This window comes from Streptomyces griseus, assembly GCF_900460065.1.
Lineage (GTDB): Bacteria > Actinomycetota > Actinomycetes > Streptomycetales > Streptomycetaceae > Streptomyces > Streptomyces griseus.
In genome coordinates this window covers 1-18,827 of sequence record NZ_UAVD01000058.1, presented here as the reverse complement: position 1 = coordinate 18,827, position 18,827 = coordinate 1, and the positions used below count along the sequence as shown (strand labels likewise).

Annotated in this window: 19 protein-coding genes and 1 pseudogene; 8 read left to right on the top strand and 12 right to left on the bottom strand. The window is 72.6% G+C overall.

Features of this window, described 5'->3' with window-relative positions; genetic code table 11:
• Nucleotides 1-30: 30 nt before the first annotated feature.
• Entirely contained in the window at nt 31-1,326 is a 1,296-nt protein-coding gene (locus tag DTB53_RS36165) for an enolase C-terminal domain-like protein (RefSeq protein WP_012381551.1), read from the bottom strand.
• A gap of 155 nt (nt 1,327-1,481) precedes the next feature.
• Here DTB53_RS36165 and DTB53_RS36160 point away from each other — a divergent pair, with 155 nt between their 5' ends.
• Together DTB53_RS36160 and DTB53_RS36155 are read left to right on the top strand one after the other, a co-directional pair.
• Nucleotides 1,482-2,504 (top strand): phosphotransferase family protein, encoded by a 1,023-nt coding sequence (locus DTB53_RS36160; protein ID WP_003970119.1) that lies wholly within the window; start codon nt 1,482-1,484, stop codon nt 2,502-2,504.
• Nucleotides 2,505-2,510: 6 nt separating this feature from the next.
• Complete coding sequence (locus DTB53_RS36155; RefSeq protein WP_012381550.1) at nt 2,511-3,725, top strand: acyl-CoA dehydrogenase family protein; 1,215 nt, start codon at nt 2,511-2,513, stop codon at nt 3,723-3,725.
• Between the two features lie 81 nt (nt 3,726-3,806).
• On the opposite strand, the gene DTB53_RS36150 is transcribed toward DTB53_RS36155, so the two are convergent.
• The 4 genes from DTB53_RS36150 to DTB53_RS36135 all read right to left on the bottom strand — a co-directional run bounded on the left by DTB53_RS36150 (nt 3,807) and on the right by DTB53_RS36135 (nt 8,608).
• Nucleotides 3,807-5,144, bottom strand: coding sequence for a M28 family metallopeptidase (locus tag DTB53_RS36150; RefSeq protein WP_012381549.1), 1,338 nt, complete (start codon nt 5,142-5,144; stop codon nt 3,807-3,809).
• Between the two features lie 317 nt (nt 5,145-5,461).
• On the bottom strand, nt 5,462-6,055 hold the full coding sequence (locus tag DTB53_RS36145; protein WP_003970116.1) for a TetR/AcrR family transcriptional regulator: 594 nt from the start codon (nt 6,053-6,055) through the stop codon (nt 5,462-5,464).
• A gap of 49 nt (nt 6,056-6,104) precedes the next feature.
• Nucleotides 6,105-7,841, bottom strand: coding sequence for a class I adenylate-forming enzyme family protein (locus tag DTB53_RS36140; protein WP_236586404.1), 1,737 nt, complete (start codon nt 7,839-7,841; stop codon nt 6,105-6,107).
• Nucleotides 7,838-8,608, bottom strand: coding sequence for an SDR family oxidoreductase (locus DTB53_RS36135; RefSeq protein WP_012381547.1), 771 nt, complete (start codon nt 8,606-8,608; stop codon nt 7,838-7,840). The genes DTB53_RS36140 and DTB53_RS36135 overlap by 4 nt, the downstream gene beginning before the upstream one ends.
• A gap of 235 nt (nt 8,609-8,843) precedes the next feature.
• On the opposite strand from DTB53_RS36135, the gene DTB53_RS36130 reads away from it, so the two are divergent.
• The gene (locus DTB53_RS36130; RefSeq protein WP_075025196.1) at nt 8,844-10,124 is read left to right on the top strand and encodes an exo-beta-N-acetylmuramidase NamZ family protein; all 1,281 of its coding nucleotides are present in this window, start codon (nt 8,844-8,846) and stop codon (nt 10,122-10,124) included.
• A 37-nt stretch (nt 10,125-10,161) separates the two neighbouring features.
• Here the strand turns inward: DTB53_RS36130 and DTB53_RS37840 are convergent.
• Nucleotides 10,162-10,338 (bottom strand): annotated as a pseudogene (locus DTB53_RS37840) (GNAT family N-acetyltransferase); the annotation flags it as partial.
• 232 nt (nt 10,339-10,570) lie between these two features.
• Between DTB53_RS37840 and DTB53_RS36120 the strand changes: the two are divergent.
• Nucleotides 10,571-11,185 carry a hypothetical protein gene (locus DTB53_RS36120; RefSeq protein ID WP_003970112.1) on the top strand — a complete coding sequence of 205 codons (615 nt, stop codon included), beginning with the start codon at nt 10,571-10,573 and terminating at the stop codon, nt 11,183-11,185.
• A 76-nt stretch (nt 11,186-11,261) separates the two neighbouring features.
• Here DTB53_RS36120 and soxR read toward each other — a convergent pair whose 3' ends face one another.
• Nucleotides 11,262-11,738: a redox-sensitive transcriptional activator SoxR gene (gene soxR / locus DTB53_RS36115; RefSeq protein ID WP_012381545.1), complete on the bottom strand. Its 477-nt coding sequence runs from the start codon at nt 11,736-11,738 to the stop codon at nt 11,262-11,264.
• Between the two features lie 113 nt (nt 11,739-11,851).
• Here soxR and DTB53_RS36110 point away from each other — a divergent pair, with 113 nt between their 5' ends.
• The gene (locus tag DTB53_RS36110) at nt 11,852-12,313 is read left to right on the top strand and encodes a MaoC family dehydratase (protein ID WP_012381544.1); all 462 of its coding nucleotides are present in this window, start codon (nt 11,852-11,854) and stop codon (nt 12,311-12,313) included.
• 28 nt (nt 12,314-12,341) lie between these two features.
• Here the strand turns inward: DTB53_RS36110 and DTB53_RS36105 are convergent, their stop codons facing one another.
• The 3 genes from DTB53_RS36105 to DTB53_RS36095 all read right to left on the bottom strand — a co-directional run bounded on the left by DTB53_RS36105 (nt 12,342) and on the right by DTB53_RS36095 (nt 14,610).
• Nucleotides 12,342-12,974, bottom strand: a complete 633-nt coding sequence (locus tag DTB53_RS36105) for a TetR/AcrR family transcriptional regulator (protein ID WP_003970109.1) — start codon at nt 12,972-12,974, stop codon at nt 12,342-12,344.
• 86 nt (nt 12,975-13,060) lie between these two features.
• Nucleotides 13,061-13,351, bottom strand: a complete 291-nt coding sequence (locus DTB53_RS36100; RefSeq protein ID WP_003970108.1) for a YiaA/YiaB family inner membrane protein — start codon at nt 13,349-13,351, stop codon at nt 13,061-13,063.
• Nucleotides 13,352-13,458: 107 nt separating this feature from the next.
• Nucleotides 13,459-14,610: an acyl-CoA dehydrogenase family protein gene (locus DTB53_RS36095; protein ID WP_012381543.1), complete on the bottom strand. Its 1,152-nt coding sequence runs from the start codon at nt 14,608-14,610 to the stop codon at nt 13,459-13,461.
• Nucleotides 14,611-14,700: 90 nt separating this feature from the next.
• Between DTB53_RS36095 and DTB53_RS36090 the strand changes: the two genes are divergently transcribed.
• The 3 genes from DTB53_RS36090 to ppk2 are packed head-to-tail and all read left to right on the top strand — an operon-like array spanning nt 14,701 to nt 17,431.
• Nucleotides 14,701-15,378 carry a TetR/AcrR family transcriptional regulator gene (locus DTB53_RS36090; RefSeq protein WP_012381542.1) on the top strand — a complete coding sequence of 226 codons (678 nt, stop codon included), beginning with the start codon at nt 14,701-14,703 and terminating at the stop codon, nt 15,376-15,378.
• A gap of 54 nt (nt 15,379-15,432) precedes the next feature.
• A complete protein-coding gene (locus DTB53_RS36085) occupies nt 15,433-16,413 on the top strand; it encodes a DMT family transporter (protein ID WP_012381541.1) in 981 nt (326 codons plus the stop codon).
• On the top strand, nt 16,382-17,431 hold the full coding sequence (gene ppk2 / locus DTB53_RS36080; protein WP_030706055.1) for a polyphosphate kinase 2: 1,050 nt from the start codon (nt 16,382-16,384) through the stop codon (nt 17,429-17,431). Before DTB53_RS36085 ends, ppk2 begins: the two co-directional genes overlap by 32 nt.
• An 84-nt stretch (nt 17,432-17,515) precedes the next feature.
• Here the strand turns inward: ppk2 and DTB53_RS36075 are convergent, their stop codons facing one another.
• Entirely contained in the window at nt 17,516-18,595 is a 1,080-nt protein-coding gene (locus DTB53_RS36075) for a zinc-binding dehydrogenase (protein ID WP_012381539.1), read from the bottom strand.
• Between the two features lie 33 nt (nt 18,596-18,628).
• Nucleotides 18,629-18,827 (bottom strand): aldehyde dehydrogenase family protein (locus DTB53_RS36070; RefSeq protein WP_146777742.1); only part of this gene is annotated, 199 nt, incomplete at its 5' end.

Below are 18,827 nucleotides of genomic sequence, written 5' to 3'. Positions count from 1 at the left end.
GCCCCTCCCACCGGCGCGGGGCGCCGGATCTCACCAGCGCGGGACCTTCGGCGTCGGCCACGCCGGGTCGGCGGCGCGCATCGCCGCCGCGTCGTCGCGCTCCCGGTGGGTTCCGTCGTCCTCCAGCCAGCGCCGGTGCAGGGCGGCGAGCCGCTCGCGGTCCAGCTCGACGCCGAGGCCGGGGGCGTCGGAGACGGTCAGCCGGCCGTCGGCGAAGGTGTGGCGCTCGGTGATGACGTCCTCGGTCTGCCAGGGGTAGTGGCTGTCGCAGGCGTACGCGAGGTCGGGCACCGTGGCGGCGACATGGGTCATCGCGGCCAGGCTGATGCCGAGGTGGGTGTTGGAGTGCATGGAGAGTCCGACACCGAACGTGCGGCAGATGCCCGCCAGTTCCCGGGTGCGGTGCAGTCCGCCCCAGTAGTGGTGGTCGCTCAGCACGATCTGGACGGCGTCGCGGGCGAAGGCCTCGGGCACCTCGGCGAGGGTGGTGACGCACATGTTCGTGGCGAGCGGGACGTCGGTTCCGGCCGAGACGGCGGCCATGCCCTCCGTGCCGCCGGTGGGGTCCTCCAGATATTCGAGGACGCCCTTCAGCTGCCCGGCGACGTACAGCGAGGTGGGGACGGACCAGGCGCCGTTCGGGTCCAGGCGCAGCGGGCGGCCGGGGAACGCCTCGGCCAGCGCGCGGATCGCGGCGATCTCCCGGTCGGGCTCGAAGACGCCGCCCTTGAGCTTGAACGAACCGAAGCCGTGGGCGTCGGCGAAGCGCCGGGCCTGGGCGACGACGCCGGCCGGGTCGAGCGCGGCCCCCCAGTCGTCGGCCTCGCCCGCGCCGGGGTGGGCGGCCCAGCGGTAGAAGAGGTACGCGCTGTACTCGACGGTGTCGCGGACCTTCCCGCCGAGCAGGGCGTGGACCGGCAGGCCCCGCGCCCTGCCGAGGGCGTCCAGGCAGGCGACCTCGAAGGCGGAGACGGCCGAGAGCCGGATCTTCTCCGCGTTCCTGACTCCGCGCAACCCTCCGGCGTCGACCCGGTGGCCGTCGGCGGTGTGCGGGTCGCCGCACACCTCCTCGGCCAGCGCGAACAGCCCGTTCAGATCCGTGACCGACCGACCGGGGAGCGCCTCGGCGAGGGAGCGTGCGGGCTCCAGGTAGGCGCCGTCGCCGTACGTCTCCCCCACGCCGCTCGCCCCGCCTCGCGTGACGACCTCCACGATCAGGCGGGGGGTGTACGGCTGGTGGACGCCCTGGGTGTTCAGCAGGGGCGGGTCGGAGACGAGGATCGGGGTGAGCCGGACCTCTTCGATCACCAGATCATCTGTATTCATACGTGAACTCTATTCAGGGATGCGTTCCGCCGCCAGGGTCAGGACGCCTTCCGCACCACCGGATCACCGGAGGGCACTGGACGACATACCGACTGGTCGGCATCATGGTTCCCGATCGTCCCGTCGCCTCGTTCCGTCGCCCGGAGGTACGCACCATGAGCCCAGTCCCCCCACCAGGTCTCGACCCGGAGCTGCTGCGCGGCCACCTCGACCGCGAGCGGCCCGGGCTGGTGAGCGGACCCCTCGAAGCCCGGCTGATCGAGGGCGGTCGCTCGAACCTGACGTACGTCGTCGGCGACGGCACGGGGCAGTGGGTGGTGCGCAGGCCTCCGCTCGGCCATGTGCTGGCCACCGCGCACGACATGGCGCGCGAACACCGCGTGATCAGCGGCCTCCACCCCACCGCCGTACCCGTGCCGGAGCCGCTGCTGCTCTGCGAGGACGACAGCGTGCTGGGCGCCCCGTTCTACGTGATGGAGTACGTCGAGGGCACCCCGTACCGCACCGCCGAGCAGCTCGCCCCGCTGGGCCCGGAGCGCACCCGCGCGGCGGTCCTCGGGCTCGTCGACACCCTGGTCGACCTGCACGCCGTGGACCCGGAGGCGGCCGGGCTCGGGGACTTCGGGCGGCCCGAGGGCTTCCTGGACCGGCAGCTGCGGCGCTGGGGCAAGCAGTTGGACGCCTCCCGCAACCGCGACCTGGCGGGCATCGACGAGCTGCACGCCTCCCTCGGCCGCGGACTGCCGTCCTCCCCCGCGCCCACCGTCGTCCACGGCGACTACCGCCTGGACAACGTGCTGCTCGGCTCCGACGACCGGATCAAGGCCGTCCTCGACTGGGAGATGTCCACGCTCGGCGATCCGCTGACCGACCTCGGTCTGCTGGTGATGTACAGCTCCGATCTGGGTCTGCCGAAGTCGCCCGTCTCCACCACCAGCGGGGCGGCCGGACACCCGTCCCCCGCCGAGCTGATCGAGCGCTACGCGGCCCGCTCGGGCCGGGACACCTCCGCCATCTCCTGGTACACCGCGTTCGCCTGGTTCAAGCTCGCCGTGATCCTGGAGGGCATCCACTACCGCTACACCCTCGGCCAGACCGTCGGCGCGGGCTTCGACCGGATCGGCGAGCTGGTCCCCGTCTTCATCGCGCACGGCCTCACCACCCTCCAGGAAGGCTGAACCCCCATGGACTTCGCATTCGACGCCCGTACCGAGGAGCTGCGTTCCCGCCTGCTCGCGTTCATGGACGAGCACGTGTATCCGGCCGAGCAGGTCGCCGAGGAGCAGCGGGCGCGGCTCGCCTCGCCGTGGGACACCCCGGCGGTGGTCGGGGAGCTGAAGGCCGAGGCCCGGCGGCAGGGGCTGTGGAACCTCTTCCTGCCGGACGCGGAGTACGGGGCCGGGCTGACGAACCTCCAGTACGCCCCGCTCGCGGAGATCACCGGGCGCTCCCCGCACCTCGCGCCGACCGCGACGAACTGCGCCGCCCCGGACACCGGGAACATGGAGGTGCTGTTCCAGTTCGCCACCGAGGCCCAGAAGAAGCAGTGGCTGGAGCCACTGCTTGCCGGGGAGATCCGCTCCGCGTTCGCGATGACGGAGCCGGACGTGGCCTCCTCGGACGCGACGAACATCGAGACGCGGATGATCCGGGACGGCGATGACTATGTCATCAACGGGCGGAAGTGGTACATCTCCGGGGCGATGAACCCCGACTGCGCGGTCTTCATCGTGATGGGCAAGACCGACCCGGACGGCGAGGACGTCCGCCGCCAGCAGTCGATGATCCTGGTGCCCCGCGACACCCCGGGCGTCGAGGTGCGGCGCGCGATGCGGGTGTACGGGTACGAGGACCACTCGCACGGCGGCCACGCCGAGGTGGTCTTCCACGACGTACGGGTGCCCGCGGCGAATCTGATCGGCGAGGAGGGCGGCGGCTTCGCCATCGCCCAGGCGCGGCTGGGTCCGGGCCGGATCCACCACTGCATGCGGCTGATCGGGATGGCGGAGCGGGCCATCGAGCTGATGTGCCGGCGGGCGGTGGCGCGTACGGCGTTCGGCAAGCCGCTGGCCGCGCAGGGCGTCGTGCAGAACTGGGTCGCGGACGCCCGGGTCACGGTGGAGCAACTGCGGCTGCTGGTGCTGAAGACGGCCTGGCTGATGGACACCGTGGGCAACAAGGGCGCGCACACCGAGATCCAGGCCATCAAGATCGCCACCCCGCGCGCGGTGGTGGACATCCTGGACTCCGCGGTGCAGCTCTACGGCGCGGGCGGGGTGAGCCAGGACTTCCCGCTGGCGGAGCTGTGGGCCTCGGCGCGGACGCTGCGGCTGGCGGACGGTCCCGACGAGGTGCACCAGCGGTCGCTGGCCCGGCGGGAGATCAAGCGGTACGTGTGACGGACGCGGTGCGGCCCCCTCCCGAGGTGCTCTTCGGGAGGGGGCCGCGGCCGCTCGCGCACACGTGCGCGTGCGGCAGGCTCAGAAGGTGAGCTTCCAGCTGTCGATGTATCCGGTGTCCTGGCGGGCGATGTCCTGGACACGGAGCTTCCAGGACCCGTTGGCCACCTCGCTGGAGGCGTTGACCGTGTACGTCGCGATGACGTTGTCGGCCGAGTCGCCGCTGCTGGAGTTCTTCAGCCGGTACGCGGTGCCGTCCGGGGCGAGCAGGTCCACGACGAGGTCGCCGCGGTAGGTGTGCTTGATGTCGACGCCGACCTGGAGGGCGGCCGGGGCGTTGCCCGTGCGTCCGGTGACGGCGACCGACGAGGTGACCGCGGCCCCGGCGTCCGGGATGGCCACGTCCGTGGTGTTGCTGAAGACGCCCTCGCCGGTGGGCGGTTCGCCGGTGCCGGAGGACAGGGTCCAGATCGCGTGGGCGGCGGCGTCGCTGTTGCGGTCCAGGGCGGTGTCGTTGATGTTGCTCAGGCTGTCGCACGAGGAGTGGTAGCAGCGGTCGAAGGCCTGCCCGGCCGTCCCGCCCCACTTCTGCGCCTGGGCGGCGGACTTGGTGTAGCCGGCGCCGGTGAAGAGTCCGCCGACGGGGACGCCGACGTTCTTGAACGGGGCGTGGTCGGAGCGGCCGTCGCCCTCGGTCTCGATCTCGGTCGGGACGTTCAGGCCGGCGAAGTAGTCCTTGAAGGTCTTCTCGATGACCGGGTCGTCGTCGTAGACGAAGTAACCGGGGTTGGGCGAGCCGATCATGTCGAAGTTGAGATATCCGGCGAGCTTGGAGCGGTCGGCGGACGGCAGGTTGTTGACGTAGTACTTCGAGCCGATCAGGCCCAGCTCCTCCGCGCCCCACCAGGCGAACCGCAGGTGCTTGTCGGGCTGGTACCCGGCGCGGGAGACGGCGAGCGCGGTCTCCAGCACGGCGGCCGAGCCGGAGCCGTTGTCGTTGATCCCGGCGCCGGAGGAGACCGAGTCGAGGTGGGCCCCGGCCATCAGGACCTTGTTGGGGTCGCCGCCGGGCCAGTCGGCTATCAGGTTGTAGCCGGTGGCCCCGCCCGAGGTGAACTGCTGGAGCGTGGTGGTGTATCCGGCCGCGTCGAGCTTGGCCTTCACGTAGTCGACGGACGCCTTGTAGCCGGGGCGGCCGTGGGCGCGGTTGCCGCCGTTGTTCGCGGCGATCGTCGAGAGCTGCGTGAGGTGGGCCTTGACGTTGGCCAGGGGGATGTCGGGCGCGGCCGCGGCGGCTGCCGTCGGGGCCGCGGCGCCGGCGGCCTGGGCGGCCGGGGCACCGGCCGCGAGGACGGCGGCGAGGGCCACGGCGGCGACGGCCGTCGGGGATCTGCGCAGGGAGAAGCGGTTCGGTCTCATTCACGGGCTCCGGATTCCGTTGGGGACTGACGGAACGTGCGGGGGGTCCCCGGCCGCGCGGTGATCCGGCCGGGTCCTGGAGCGTGGGCCCGACAAGCGGCCCAGAGGTGCGCAATGCGTGACCGATGCTCAAGGAAATGACAGTGCTCCGTCAAGAGCGGAAACCGGACATAGCCGTTCTATTAACGAACAGTGGTTCGCCCGTGAACCCCGGCGCCCCATCGGGAGGCAGGACATACGTCATGTATCCAGACTCACCCCGACCGGCGGAGCGGGCCAGTGGGTAGCGAGATCCGCCGGCCGGCCCCGTACCCCCGCTACGGGCGCAGGGCCCGCAGCAGCAGGTCCGCGAGGTGGTCGGCGACCTCCTGGCGGCTGAGCGGGCCGTCCGGGCGGTACCAGGTGGAGAGGTGGTGCACCGAGCCGAAGTGGTAGTCGACGACCAGGTCGGCGGGGGTGGCCGAGGAGAACACGCCCTCGCGCTGCCCCTCCTCGATCAGGGCCCGGAAGCGCTCGTGGTAGCGGCGGCGCTCGACGCGCACCTGCTTGTTCTTCTCGGGGCTCAGGTGGTGCATGGAGCGGAAGAAGATCGCCGCGTCGTCCAGGTTGTCGATGGTCGTGACGACCACGTCGGCCGCCGCGTCGCGCAGCCGCTGCTCGACGGGCGCCTCGGCGTCCGCGAAGGCGTCCAGCCGCTCCTGCTGGAGCCGCAGCACCCGGGCGTAGACCTCCTGGAGCAGGTCCTCCTTGGAGCCGAAGTAGTGGTAGAGCGCCCCCTTGGTGACGCCCGCCGCCTCGACGATCTCCTGGACCGAGGTGCGGTCGTACCCGCGCTCGGCGAAGAGTCGGGTGGCGGCGGCCAGCAGCCTCTGGGGGACGGGAGTGCCGTTCTGGTCCGTCGCCTTGGCCATGAGCCGCCACCTTCCTTTCGTATCGTGCGTGCGCTGTTTCGACGCTGTTCTAACGGGGGGAACGCAGTTCCCGCCTGAGGATCTTCCCACTCGCCGTCTTCGGCAGCTCTGCCAGGATCTCCACCTCCCGCGGATACTTGTACGCGGCGAGCCGTTCCGCGCAGTACGCGCCCAGTTCGCCGGGTTCCACCGAGGCCCCCGGGCGCAGGCTCACACAGGCCCGGACGGTCTCACCCCGGTATGCGTCGGGCACCCCCACGACGGCCGCCTCGCGCACCGCCGGGTGGGTGTGGAGGACGTCCTCCACCTCGCGCGGCCACACCTTGAACCCGGAGGCGTTGATCATGTCCTTCTTGCGGTCGACCACGTAGAGCCAGCCCGCCGGGTCCATGAAGCCGATGTCGCCGGTGCGCAGCTCGCCGTCCGGGAAGGTCTCGGCCGTGGCCTCGGGGAGGTTCCAGTAGCCGGGGACGACCTGGGGCCCGCGCACCGCGATCTCGCCCTGCTCCCCGAAGGGCACCTCCCGACCCTCCTCGTCGAGGATCCGCACGAAGGTGTCGGGGCCCGGCACGCCGACGGAGAGGGTGCCCGAGACCGGGTCCACCGGGGCCTCCCGTTCGGGCGGGACCGAGGCGCAGGGGGCGGTGCACTCGGTGAGTCCGTAGCCGTTGCGGAGGTACGGGCCGAAGCCCGCGCGGAACCTCTCCACCAGTGCGGGCGGCAGGGGCGCGCCGCCGGAGGAGATCACGAGGAACGAGGCGAAGTGGTCCGGGGTGGCGTCGGGGTGCGCGGCCAGCGCCATGAAGGCGGTGGACGGGCCGACGGTGTAGGCCGGGCGGTGGGTGGCGAAGGCCTCCAGGACGACGCCCGCCTCGAAGCGGTGGGCCAGCACGAGGGTGCCCGCGTTGGCGACGCAGGCCGCGAGCTGGCAGACCATGCCGGTGATGTGGAACAGCGGGGCGAGCGCGAAGTAGGCGGAGCCCTCGGGGACCGGGTGGCCGGTGCGCTGGCGTTCGGCGTTGACCATGATGTTGCCGTGGGCGTTCATCGCCCCCTTGGGGGTGCCGGTGGTCCCGGAGGTGTAGCTGATCAGCGCCGTGTCGACGGCGGTGGGATCGCGGTCCGCCGGGGCCGGGTTCCCGGCGCGGGCGGCGGTGAGCAGATCGTCCGCGAGGTCGTCGGGGCCGGGGGCCGGGAGCCTCTCGAAGCCGAGGACGCGCGGGTCGTTCACGCTCTGGAGGTCCAGCTCGCAGGCGGTCAGGGCGACACGGAGCTCCGGGGCCGCCGCCGCGGTGTCCCGGAGGTGGGCCTCCCAGGCCCGGTCCGAGCAGATCAGCGCGGTGACCCCGGCGTCCGCGAGGACGTGGGCGACCTCGCCCGACTTGTACATCGGGTTCAGGGGGACGACGGTCGCGCCCGCCTTCCAGGCGCCGAGCAGCGCGAGGACGAAGTGCGGGCTGTTCTGGAGCATGATCGCGACCCGGTCGCCGCGGCGCACTCCCCGGGCGGCGAGGTGTCCGGCCACCGAGTCGGACAGCTCGTCGGCCTCGCGGTAGCTCAGACGGCCGTCGAAGTAGGCCAGGGCCGGGTGGACGGGGGCCCGGTCGACAGCCGCCCGCCAGGCGTGGAGCACGGTCGGGGGCGGGGTGACGGGGGCGCGCTGGGCGTCGCTGAGCAGGGCCAGCCAGGGCTGGGCGGCGTAGACCGAGCCACCGGGGTCGGGGGTGCCGGGATGGGGGGTGCCGGCGTTCGGGGTGCCGGGACCGGCGGAGGGAACGGCGCTCATGCCTCGCTCGCCTCCCACTTCTGCTGGAGCTTGTTCATGTTGCCCATCCACCGGTCGGGATCGGCGGCGCGGGCCTGGTAGTAGCCGGCCACCTCGGGATGCGGCAGGACCAGGAAGCGGTCGGCGTCCATGGCCTCGAACAGCGCGTCGGCGACCGCGTCCGGCTCGACGGCGCCGGGAGCGAGGACCAGCTCGCCGGCCGAACCCGCGGCGGTGAGCATGTCGGTGCGCACGCCCTGCGGGCAGATCGCGTGGACCTTGATCCCGCGGTGGCGGTAGGTGAGCGAGAGCCACTCGGCGAAGGCGACCGCACCGTGCTTGGTGACGCTGTACGGGGCCGCGCCGATCATCGTCAGCAGCCCGGCGGCGGAGGCGGTGGTGACGAAACGGCCGCTGCCGCGCTCCAGCCAGGAGGGCAGGAGGGCCCTGGCCGCGCGGACGTGGGCCATCACATGGACGTCCCAGGCGGCGGCCCAGACCTCCTCGTCGGCGAACGCGTCGCCGGGCGAGGCGAGGCCGGCGTTGGCGCAGTAGACGTCCACCGTGCCGCCCAGCGCCTCCCGGGCGGCGTCCACGACACCCGAGGCGTCCCCGGCGACGGCGAAGCCGCCGATCTCCGCCGCGAGCGGTTCGATCCGGGCGGGGTCGAGGTCGTTGACGACGACCCGTGCGCCCCCGGCGGCGAACCTGCGGGCCAGAGCGGCCCCGATGCCGCCTCCGGCCCCTGTGACCACTACGCCGGCGCCCTGCACCGTACCCATCGTCATCCCGCCCTTCCCATCCGGCTGCACGGGCAGACTAACCGGTCGGTATGTGATCCGGAAGGGGGCGGGAACGGGCCGGCCGGGGCCCCGGGCAGCCGTGGGAGCAGGCCGGCGGCGGGCCGCGCGGGGCACGGCGACCGGCTCGGGGAATCCGGCGCGGTCCAGGTCGTTCCGTGCGGCCCCGGCCCGCGCTAGCGTGCGTGGCCATGACAGTCGGCGCGATCATGGAGGTAGCGGAATGAGCCTGTCCCGACGTGGTGTGCTGGCCGCGGGAGGCGCCCTGGGCGCGCTCGCGGCGACAGCGGCCGGCACCGGTCCCGCCGCGGCGGGGGCCGCCCCCGGGCGCGGCTCCGGGCACGGGCGCGGCCGGGTGCTCACCGGTTTCGACCGGCTGGCGGCCGACGGCTACCGGTCGCTGCGGGGCCAGAAGGTCGGGATCGTCACCAACCCGACCGGCGTCACCGCCGACGTCCGGCACATCGTCGACGTGATGCACCCGGACGCCCGGGTGGAGCTGACCGCCGTCTTCGGCCCCGAGCACGGCTTCCGGGGCACCGCCCAGGCGGGCGGCTCCGAGGGCCGCTACGACGACCCGGCGACGGGGCTGCCGGTCTACGACACGTACCTCAAGAGCGGGCAGGACCTTGCGGACATCTTCACCGCCTCGGGCGTGGACACGGTCCTCTTCGACATCCAGGACGCGGGCGCGCGCTTCTACACGTACATCTGGACGCTGTACGACTGCATGGAGGCGGCGGCGCTCGCGGGCAAGCGCCTCGTGGTGCTGGACCGGCCGAACCCGGTGACCGGGCGGGCGGCGCTGGGCCCGGTGCTGGACCCGGCGTTCGGCACGTTCGTCGGCCGCCGGGAGATCGCCCAGGCGCACGGGATGACGGTGGCGGAGCTGGCGCTGTTCTTCAACGCGGAGTTCCTGCGCGAGCATCCGGTGCGGCTGGACGTGGTGACGATGTCGGGGTGGCGGCGCTCGGACTTCTTCGACGAGACCGGGCTGCCGTGGGTGCCGCCGAGCCCGAACATGCCGACGCCCGAGACGGCGCTCGTCTACTCCGGCACCTGCCTCTTCGAGGGAACGAACCTCTCCGAGGGCCGCGGCACCACGCGCCCCTTCGAACTCCTCGGCGCGGAGGGCGTCGACCACCGCTGGGCGGCCGCCGCGAACGCCCTGGAACTGCCGGGGGTGGCCTTCCGCGAGGCGTACTTCGCGCCGACGTTCTCCAAGTTCGCGGGGAAGACGGTGGGCGGGGTGCAGGTGCACGTCCGGGACCGGGAGGTCTTCGACCCGGTCCGCACCGGGATCGCCCTGCTGGTGACGGCGAAGCAGACCTGGAGCGGCTTCGCCTGGCGGCCGGACAACTGGATCGACAAGCTCACCGGCAACACCCGCGTCCGCACGATGATCGACGCGGGGGCGGACACCGACGCGGTGGTGCGCGCATGGCAGCGGGACCTGTCGGCGTTCCGGGCGAAGCGCCGCGGGTATCTGCGGTACGGAGGGTAGGCCCGGCGTCCGGTCGGGGCGTGAGGTCCGGGTCGCCGAGGTGTTCGCCGTCGCAGATCAGCCGGGGCCGGGCGACGGGGTGCACCTGGGCCTCGGCCAGGGACTGCGCGACCGGGGAGACGAACCTGCGCTGCCCGGGCGCGACTTCCGGCCGACAGGCGGCGAGCACGTTGTCGGGGGTGACCTTCTCCAGGCGCGGACGAGCTGTTGCCAGGGGGGCGGCCCAACCGCACGGGACCGTGACTCCGCCATCGGCTTTCGCCGCCCGTACCGGGAGTGCGCCTTCGCACCACCCGTCCGCGCGCCGCTGCGCTCCAGCCCGTGCACCCCCTCCTTGATGGGAAGTCTCGGCCAATGGACGGATTTCATCTTTCGATGGAGCCGAAACGGGCAGGCGTACGTCCATTCCTTGACGTCCAAGGACGAGCGACGGAGGTGGCGGTGTCATGGCCGGTTTCCGGAGTCTTGCGAGACAGGTCCGCGATCCGATGGGGGATCTGGCCCTGCGGCGGTATTCGCTGCGCAAGTGTTTGGAGAGGTTCGCCCCGTACGGGCACCGGGCGACCTGGGACCATCTGTGCGCCCGGCACGGGATCGATCCCGAGGACCGGGCGCCCGATCCGGTGCGCCTGGTGGAAGCGCTGGACGAGCTGGAGGAGGCGCGGGCCGTCTGGCTCGCGTACGAGGCGGGGTTCGCCGAGCGGCGGCGGCGCGAGAAGCACGCGGGGCTGCGGCGGCCCGGTGCGTTCGACGACTGGCACCGCCGCACCTGGGGCGGTCACGGGGTGGCCCGCTGCTCCGACCCGGACATCCATCCCACCGAGCCGCTCGCCGAGGTCCTGCGCCGCCTGATCGCAGCCCTGGGAGCCGGCCCCGGCTCCGCGTGCCCGGTCTGCGCGGACACCGGCATCGAGTGGCGGCAGGAGCGGGGCGAGGCGCCGTGGGCGGGCCCGGTGTGCACGGGCTGCGGGATCGCGGTGCCGCAGCCCGCGCTGACCGATCGCACCCTGGCCAGGGCGCGGCTGCCCCGGCACCGGAGGCCGGCCACGACGGCGGCGTGAGGACGGGCGCCCGCGCTCCGGGAACCGGGGCCCTTCGTGGGGACCGCGCCGGGCACGCGGGGGCCGGGCGGAGGGCCTACGTGCGCCTGGGCGGCTTCCGGCCCTCGGGCATCAGCCGGGAACCGGTGATCCGCTCACCGACGATGTCGTCGGGGTTGGACAGCACACAGTTCTCCAACGACAGGCAGCCGCACCCGATGCAGTCGGTCAGATGGTCCCGCAGGCGGTGCAACTGCCCGATGCGCTCGTCCAGTTCCTTGCGCCAGACCTCGGAGAGGCGGGCCCAGTCCTCGCGGTTCGGCGTGCGCTCCTCGGGCAGTTCGGCGAGTGCCTCGCGGATCGTGACCAGGGGAATGCCGACGCGCTGGGCCGCCCGGACGAAGGCGACCCGGCGCAGCGCGTCCCGCGAGTAGCGGCGCTGGTTGCCGCTGGTGCGGCTGCTGCTGATCAGGCCCTTGGCCTCGTAGAAGTGCAGGGCCGAGACGGCCGCTCCGCTGCGCGCCGAGAGCTGGCCGACCGACAGTTCGTGGAGTGTCTGTGGAATCTGGGGCACCCCTCGAATCTACTGCCATGTCGTTGACAGGAACGCGCCGCACAACGATGCTGAGCAAGCGCTTAGACATCGCGCCTGATGGTGCGCCGAGCCGGAAGGCAGGAACCGGGAACATGGCAGAGCCGAGGATCTTCACGTCCGCGCAGGAGCTGCGGGACGGAGTGGGCGAGCAGCTGGGACACAGCGACTGGCTGGAGATCGACCAGGAGAGGATCGACCGGTTCGCCGACGCGACCGGCGACCACCAGTGGATCCACGTGGATCCGGAGCGGGCGAAGGACGGGCCCTTCGGCACGACCATCGCCCACGGCTATCTGACGCTCTCGCTGCTGCCCGCCCTGGTACCGCAGGTGATGCGGGTGGAGGGCATGAGGATGGGCATCAACTACGGGACCAACAAGGTCCGCTTCCCCTCGACCGTCCCGGTCGGCTCGCGGCTGCGGGCGACGGCGGTGCTCCGCGAGGTCGCGGAGACCGGCGGGGGCGTACAGGTCACGGCGGTCGTCACGGTCGAGCGCGAGGGCGCCGAGAAGCCGGCCTGTGTCGCCGAGTCGGTGTCCCGCTACTACTTCTGAGGCGCCGGGACCGCCGCCGGAGCCGGGGCTACTTCCGGACCTGCCGCGCTCCGACCATCCGCAGGACGAGGCCGGCGTACAGTTCGCCGACCTCGTCGGGGGTGCGGGCGCCCCGGGCGTTGAACCAGCGGGCCACGTCGATGCAGAGGGAGAGCACCGCGAGGGCGGTGCCGGGGACGTCGGGGACGTCGAACTCACCGTCCCGCACCCCTTCGCCGATGATCCGCCGCACCACCGCGTCGCTCCTGCGCCGCAGCGCGACGATCTCGGTGCGGTGCTCCTCGCCGAGCGCGTCGAGCTCGTACTGCACGACCCGGGCGGTGGTGTGCCGCTCCGCGTGCCAGCGGACGAAGGAGCGGACGGCCCCGGCGAGGCGGTCGGCGGCCGTGCCGTCCCGGTCGGCCTCGGCTTCGAGCACGTGCAGCGCCCGCTCGTGGCCGATCGTGCTGATCCGGTGGAGCAGCTCTTCCTTGGTCTTGTAGTGGATGTAGAGCGCGGCCGGGCTCATCCCGGCCCGGCCGGCGATGTCACGGGTGGTGGTCGCGTGGTACCCGCGCTCGGCGAAGGCGTCCACGGCGGCGACGAGGAGCCGCCTGGCCGCCTCCGGAGTGACCTCGCCCCACGGCGCGTCCTCGCCGCTCGTCTCCTCCGCCGTACTCATCGCCAGGACCCCTCTCCGTCAACAGGACGCACACCATACCCCGAACCTGAGCAAGCGCTTAGGGGTTGTCCCGCCCGAGGTACGGGTCAGAGCTTCTGGAACGGGTCGTGCTCGGCGAGGATCTTCTCCAGCCGGGCCTGGTCGACCCGGCTGTGGATCTGCCCGGCCTCCTGGCGGTCCCGGATCACCTTGGCGAGCGTGAAGCAGGACGTGACGAGGTAGAGCACGCCGATGGCGAGGAAGCCGCGCACCCAGGCGTCGGCGTCGAGGAAGAAGATACCGAAGGCGACCGCGCCGATCGCCACCATGAAGGAGGCGACGGCCTGCATGTAGAAGGCGGCGGTGCTCTGCTGCTTGACCGATGTCGTGTCACTCATGGGGTCAGCATCCGCCGACGTGGCGCACGCCACATCCGCGCCCGTACTCAGGCCGGTACTCAGACACCCGTACGAACCCGCGGACGCCGTACGGACCCGCGCTCCGGTCAGAAGGCCGAGACGCCGGTGAGCGCCCGGCCGATGATCAGCTTCTGGATCTGGCTGGTGCCCTCGTACAGCGTCATCACACGGGCGTCCCGCAGCAGCTTGCCGACCGGGTACTCGTCGATGTAGCCGTAGCCGCCGAAGACCTGGAGGGCGTTGTTGGCGCAGCGGACGGCGGCCTCCGAGGCGTACAGCTTGGCCTTGGAGGCGGCGGTGGCGAACTCCTGGCCCCGGTCGATCAGGTCGGCGACCCGCCAGGTCAGCAGCCGGGCGGCGTCCACGTCGACGGCGATGTCGCTGAGCAGTTCCTGGACGAGCTGGTGGCGGGCGATGGCCTTGCCGAACTGCTCGCGCTCACCGGCGTAGCGCACGGCCGCGTCCAGGGCGGCCTGCGCGATGCCCACACAGCCCGCGGCGACGGACATCCGCCCCTTGGCCAGGGCGGACATGGCGATGGAGAAGCCCTTGCCCTCGGGACCGAGAAGGGCCCCGGCGGGTACCCGGACGCCTTGGAGAACCAGTTCGGCGGTGGCCTGGCCGCGCAGGCCGAGCTTGCCGTGGACGGTGCGGCGGGTGAGGCCGGGGGTGTCGGTGGGGACGAGGAAGGCGGAGACGCCCCGGTGGCCGGGGGCGTCGTTCGTCCGCGCGAAAAGCAGCACCACATCGGCCCAGGTGCCGTTGGTGATGAACATCTTGGTGCCGTTGACGACGTAGTCACCGCCGTCGCGCTCGGCCCGGGTGGCGAGGTTCCCGGCGTCCGAGCCGGTGCCGGGCTCGGTGAGGCCGAAGCAGCCGATCGCCTCGCCGGAGGTGAGCCGGGGCAGCCAGGTCCGCTTCTGGTCCTCGTCGCCCCAGGACGCGATGGTCTTGGCGACCAGCCCGAGCGACACGGAGACGATCCCGCGCACCGAGGAGTCGCCGCGCCCCAGCTCCTCGGTGACCAGGCAGTAGGAGAGGTGGTCGCCGCCGGAGCCGCCGTACTCCTCGGGGACGGTCAGCCCGAGGAAGCCGAGGTCCCCGAGCTTCTTCACGATCGACTTGTCGACGTTCTCGGCGCGGTCCCACGCGACGACATGGGGGGCGACCTCGCGGGCGACGAACTCCTCGGCCAGCTTGCGGACGGCTTCCTGCTCCTCGCTGAGCGTCAGGTCCATCGTGGCCTCCCATGCCTTTCCCGGGCGCCGCTCGGGCGCACTTTAATTAGCACTGCTAGTTTCTGGTTCGCAGGCCCTACTATGAGCCGCATGGCCCGACCGCGCAAGCCCCTCCTCAGCAGAGACCGCATCGTCGGGGCGGCGAGCGCGCTCGTGGACTCCGAAGGGCTCGACGCCGTCTCCACGCGCCGGCTGGCGGCCGTCCTGGGGGTCAGCGGGCCTTCGCTCTACAACCACTTCCGCAACAAGGAGGAGATCCTCGACGCCGTCGCCGACGCGGTCTCCGCGCAGGTCGACCTGTCGATGTTCGAGGAGTCGGACCCGCGCGACTGGCGCGAGGCCCTGCACGACTGGGCGCTGTCCTACCGGGCCGCCCTCGCCGCGCACCCGCACATCGTCCCGGTCCTGGCCCGGGGCCCGGGCCGCCGCCCGGCCGGTCTGCGGGTCGCCGACGCGGTGTTCGGGGCGATGACCGGCGCGGGGTGGCCGCCCGCGCAGGCCACCCGGATCGGGGCGCTGATGCGCTACTTCATCACCGGTTCCGCGCTGGGCTCCTTCGCCGGGGGCTTCGTGGACGACGAGACCGCCTACGACCCCGCCGACTACCCGCACCTCGGCCAGGCCCACCTGCTGGCCGACCACCGCCGCCAGGTCGACGAGGGGGCCTTCGAGACCGGGCTGCGGGCCCTGCTGGACGGGCTGGCGATCCAGTACGGCCCGTACGCGCGGCCCGCGGGCGAGCGCCCGTCCGGCCCGGCCGCCGATTGACGGTCCTCGGCAATTGAGTGGGGGTCCGGGCGTTCCGGCTCTACGGTCGTGGGCATGACGACGACCCCGACGCCCCTTCCGGTCGCCCCGCCGGCCCATCGCCTGCGGGCCACCGCCGCCGCCTGCACCACCGTCGTGCTGTGGGCCTCCGCCTTCGTGTCCATCCGCAGTGCGGGCGAGTCCTACTCCCCCGGCGCACTCGCCCTCGGGCGGCTGGTGACGGGTGCGCTGGTCCTGGGGGCGATCCTCCTCGTACGGCGGGAGGGGCTGCCCGGGCGCGGCGCCTGGCGCGGAATCATCACGTCCGGCGTGCTGTGGTTCGGGCTGTACATGGTGGCGCTCAACTGGGGCGAGCAGGAGGTCGACGCCGGGACGGCGGCGATGCTGGTGAACATCGGGCCCATCCTGATGGCCCTGATGGGCGCCCGCCTGCTCGGCGAGGGGCTGCCGCGCCGCCTGCTGCTGGGCATGGGCATCTCGTTCTCGGGCGCGGTCGTCGTCGGCCTCGCGATGTCCGGGCACGGCACCTCCTCCGTGCTGGGCGTGGCGCTCTGCCTGCTGGCCGCCGTGGCCTACGCGCTGGGCGTGGTGAGCCAGAAGGCGGCCCTCGCCCACGGCTCCTCGCTCCAGATCAACACCTTCGGCTGCGCGATCGGAGCCGTCGCCTGCCTGCCGTTCACCGGGGTACTGGTCTCCGAGGCGGCCGACGCCCCGCTGTCCGCGACGCTGAACATGATCTATCTGGGGGTCTTCCCGACCGCGCTGGCCTTCACCACCTGGGGCTACGCCCTGGCCCGCACCACCGCAGGCCGGATGGGCGCCACCACGTACGCCGTCCCGGCCATCGTCGTGCTCATGGCGTGGGTGCTGCTGGACGAGGTGCCGACGCCGCTCGGCGTCCTGGGCGGCGTGCTGTGCCTGGTCGGGGTGGCGGTCTCCCGGAGCCGTCAGCAGACTGGGTCCACACGCGGAAATCCGGCCCGGCCGGTGGAGGGACCCCGTCATGACGAGGAGCGCCAAGCGGAACGGACGTAGCGGGACCGGCGGCACGGCACGCGGCGGGACCGGGGGCCGGGCGGGACGGGACGCGCCCGACGCCCCGGGGGCGAGCGAGCGGGCGGCCCGGCACGGCGGACCGTATCTGGGCGGGTTCGGCGTGGTCGACAGCGGGGACGACGATCCGGTCCTCGTGACGCCGGAGGGCCATGCCCGCGACGCGTGGCGCGAGGACTACCCGTACGACCGGAAGCTGCGCCGCCGCGACTACGACAAGGCCAAACGGGCGCTCCAGATCGAGCTGCTGAAGCTCCAGCACTGGGTGAAGGAGCGCGACGAGCGGCTGGTGATCCTCTTCGAGGGGCGGGACGCGGCGGGCAAGGGCGGCACGATCAAGCGGTTCACCGAGCATCTCAATCCGCGGGGCGCGCGGGTGGTGGCCCTGGAGAAGCCGACCGAACGGGAGCGCACCCAGTGGTACTTCCAGCGGTACACGGCGCATCTGCCGAGCGCCGGGGAGATCGTGCTGTTCGACCGCTCCTGGTACAACCGGGCCGGGGTCGAGCGGGTGATGGGATTCTGCACGACCCGTGAGTACCTGGAGTTCATGCACCAGGCGCCGGGCTTCGAGCGGATGCTGGCCCGGGACGGCATCCACCTGGTGAAGTTCTGGTTCTCCGTCTCCCGCAACGAGCAGCGCAACCGGTTCATGATCCGGCAGATCGACCCCGTACGGCAGTGGAAGCTGAGCCCCGTCGACCTGGCCTCGCTGGACAAGTGGGACGCGTACACCGAGGCGAAGGAGCTGATGCTGTTCCACACCGACACGGCGGACGCGCCCTGGACGGTGGTGAAGAGCAACGACAAGAAGCGGGCCAGGCTGGAGGCGATGCGGCATGTGCTGGACCGCTTCGACTACCCCGGCAAGGACCCGGAGGTGGTCGGCAGGCCGGACCCGCTGATCGTGGGCCCGGCCTCCCGGCTGTTCGAGGAGGGCGAGATGGACGCGCGGCTGCTGGGGCCGGTGACGTCCACCTCCCGGACCACGGACTTCTGACCGCCGGGCCGGTGGGGAGTGTCCGCCCGGTCTCCTCGTCCGCCCTGCGGTCGTGCCGCACGAGACGTTGCGGACAGACCTGCCCTAGAACACCACCAGTGCCCGGCCGCCCCTGCCCACGAGCATGTTGTCGAAGGCGGCGGGGATGGCGTCCAGGGCGATGTGCTCGGTGACCATCATCGACAGGTCGAAGCGGCCCGCGCGGATGTGGCCCGCGAGGACGGGCAGGTCGCGGGCGGGGTCGCTGTTGCCGTAGACGCAGCCCGTCAGGGAGCGGCCCCAGTGGAAGATCTCCAGCGCGTTGAAGGTGACCTCCTGGTCCTTGCCGCCGATCCCGACGACCGTGGTGCGCCCGCCGCGCCGGGTGGATTCCCAGGCGGCCCGGATGGTCGTGGGCCGGCCGACGCACTCCACCGCGACGTCGGCGCCCTGGCCGCCGGTGCGTGCGCGGACCTCGCGCGGGGTGGTGGCGGAGGCGATGACGTAGTCGGTGGCCCCGGCCCGCCGGGCCAGCTCCTCCTTGGCCGGGGAGACGTCGACCGCGATGATCCGGGAGGCGCCCGCGATGCGGGCGGCCTGGAGCACGGCGAGGCCGACGCCGCCGACGCCGAGGACGACGACGCTCTCGCCCTCGCGCACCCGTGCGCTGTGGTGGACCGCCCCGTAGCCGGTCAGGACCGCGCAGCCGAGGAGGGCCGCGTCGGTGAGCGGGATGCCGTCGGGGGCGGGGAGCACGCAGTTCGCGGCGACGACGGTCTCCTCCGCGAAGGCGGCGACGTTGAGCCCGGGGTGGAGGTCGGTGCCGTCGGCCGTACGGGCGTGGAGGCCGGCGGTCCCCTTCAGGGCGTCGGCGCAGAGCCAGACCTCGCCGATCCCGCAGTGGAAGCAAGCCCCGCAGGAGGGAGCCCAGTTGAGGACCACGCCGTCGCCGGGGGCCACCCGCGTGACGCCCTCACCGACCGCCAGGACCGTGCCGGAGCCCTCGTGGCCGAGGACGGCGGGCACCGGGACGCGCATGGTGCCGTTGGACAGGGACAGGTCGGAGTGGCAGACGCCGGCGGCGGCGAGGGAGACGCGCACCTGGCCGGGGCCGGGCTCCGGCAGGACGATGTCGGTGATCTCCAGCGGAGCTCCGACGGCGGGCAGTACGGCGGCGCGGACCACGAACAGGCTCCTCTGTCAGCGGGGTTACGGGGTTCAGAACTGGAGCGACTTGGTCTGGAGGTACTCGGCCAGACCGTGCGGGCCCAGCTCGCGTCCCACCCCCGACTGCTTGTAACCGCCGAACGGGGCCAGCGGGTTGAACCGGCCGCCGTTGATGTCGACCTGCCCGGTGTCCATCCGGCGGGCGAAGGCCACCGCCTCCTCGTCGTCGGCGGCCCACACGGCGCCGGCG

Bases quoted from the DNA above. Each gene is read 5' to 3' on its own strand.
- DTB53_RS36165 (WP_012381551.1), bottom strand. From the start codon at position 1,326: ATGAATACAGATGATCTGGTGATCGAAGAGGTCCGGCTCACCCCGATC.
- DTB53_RS36160 (WP_003970119.1), top strand. From the start codon at position 1,482: ATGAGCCCAGTCCCCCCACCAGGTCTCGACCCGGAGCTGCTGCGCGGC.
- DTB53_RS36155 (WP_012381550.1), top strand. From the start codon at position 2,511: ATGGACTTCGCATTCGACGCCCGTACCGAGGAGCTGCGTTCCCGCCTG.
- DTB53_RS36150 (WP_012381549.1), bottom strand. From the start codon at position 5,144: ATGAGACCGAACCGCTTCTCCCTGCGCAGATCCCCGACGGCCGTCGCC.
- DTB53_RS36145 (WP_003970116.1), bottom strand. From the start codon at position 6,055: ATGGCCAAGGCGACGGACCAGAACGGCACTCCCGTCCCCCAGAGGCTG.
- DTB53_RS36140 (WP_236586404.1), bottom strand. From the start codon at position 7,841: ATGAGCGCCGTTCCCTCCGCCGGTCCCGGCACCCCGAACGCCGGCACC.
- DTB53_RS36135 (WP_012381547.1), bottom strand. From the start codon at position 8,608: ATGACGATGGGTACGGTGCAGGGCGCCGGCGTAGTGGTCACAGGGGCC.
- DTB53_RS36130 (WP_075025196.1), top strand. From the start codon at position 8,844: ATGAGCCTGTCCCGACGTGGTGTGCTGGCCGCGGGAGGCGCCCTGGGC.
- DTB53_RS36120 (WP_003970112.1), top strand. From the start codon at position 10,571: ATGGCCGGTTTCCGGAGTCTTGCGAGACAGGTCCGCGATCCGATGGGG.
- DTB53_RS36110 (WP_012381544.1), top strand. From the start codon at position 11,852: ATGGCAGAGCCGAGGATCTTCACGTCCGCGCAGGAGCTGCGGGACGGA.
- DTB53_RS36105 (WP_003970109.1), bottom strand. From the start codon at position 12,974: ATGAGTACGGCGGAGGAGACGAGCGGCGAGGACGCGCCGTGGGGCGAG.
- DTB53_RS36100 (WP_003970108.1), bottom strand. From the start codon at position 13,351: ATGAGTGACACGACATCGGTCAAGCAGCAGAGCACCGCCGCCTTCTAC.
- DTB53_RS36095 (WP_012381543.1), bottom strand. From the start codon at position 14,610: ATGGACCTGACGCTCAGCGAGGAGCAGGAAGCCGTCCGCAAGCTGGCC.
- DTB53_RS36090 (WP_012381542.1), top strand. From the start codon at position 14,701: ATGGCCCGACCGCGCAAGCCCCTCCTCAGCAGAGACCGCATCGTCGGG.
- DTB53_RS36085 (WP_012381541.1), top strand. From the start codon at position 15,433: ATGACGACGACCCCGACGCCCCTTCCGGTCGCCCCGCCGGCCCATCGC.
- ppk2 (WP_030706055.1), top strand. From the start codon at position 16,382: ATGACGAGGAGCGCCAAGCGGAACGGACGTAGCGGGACCGGCGGCACG.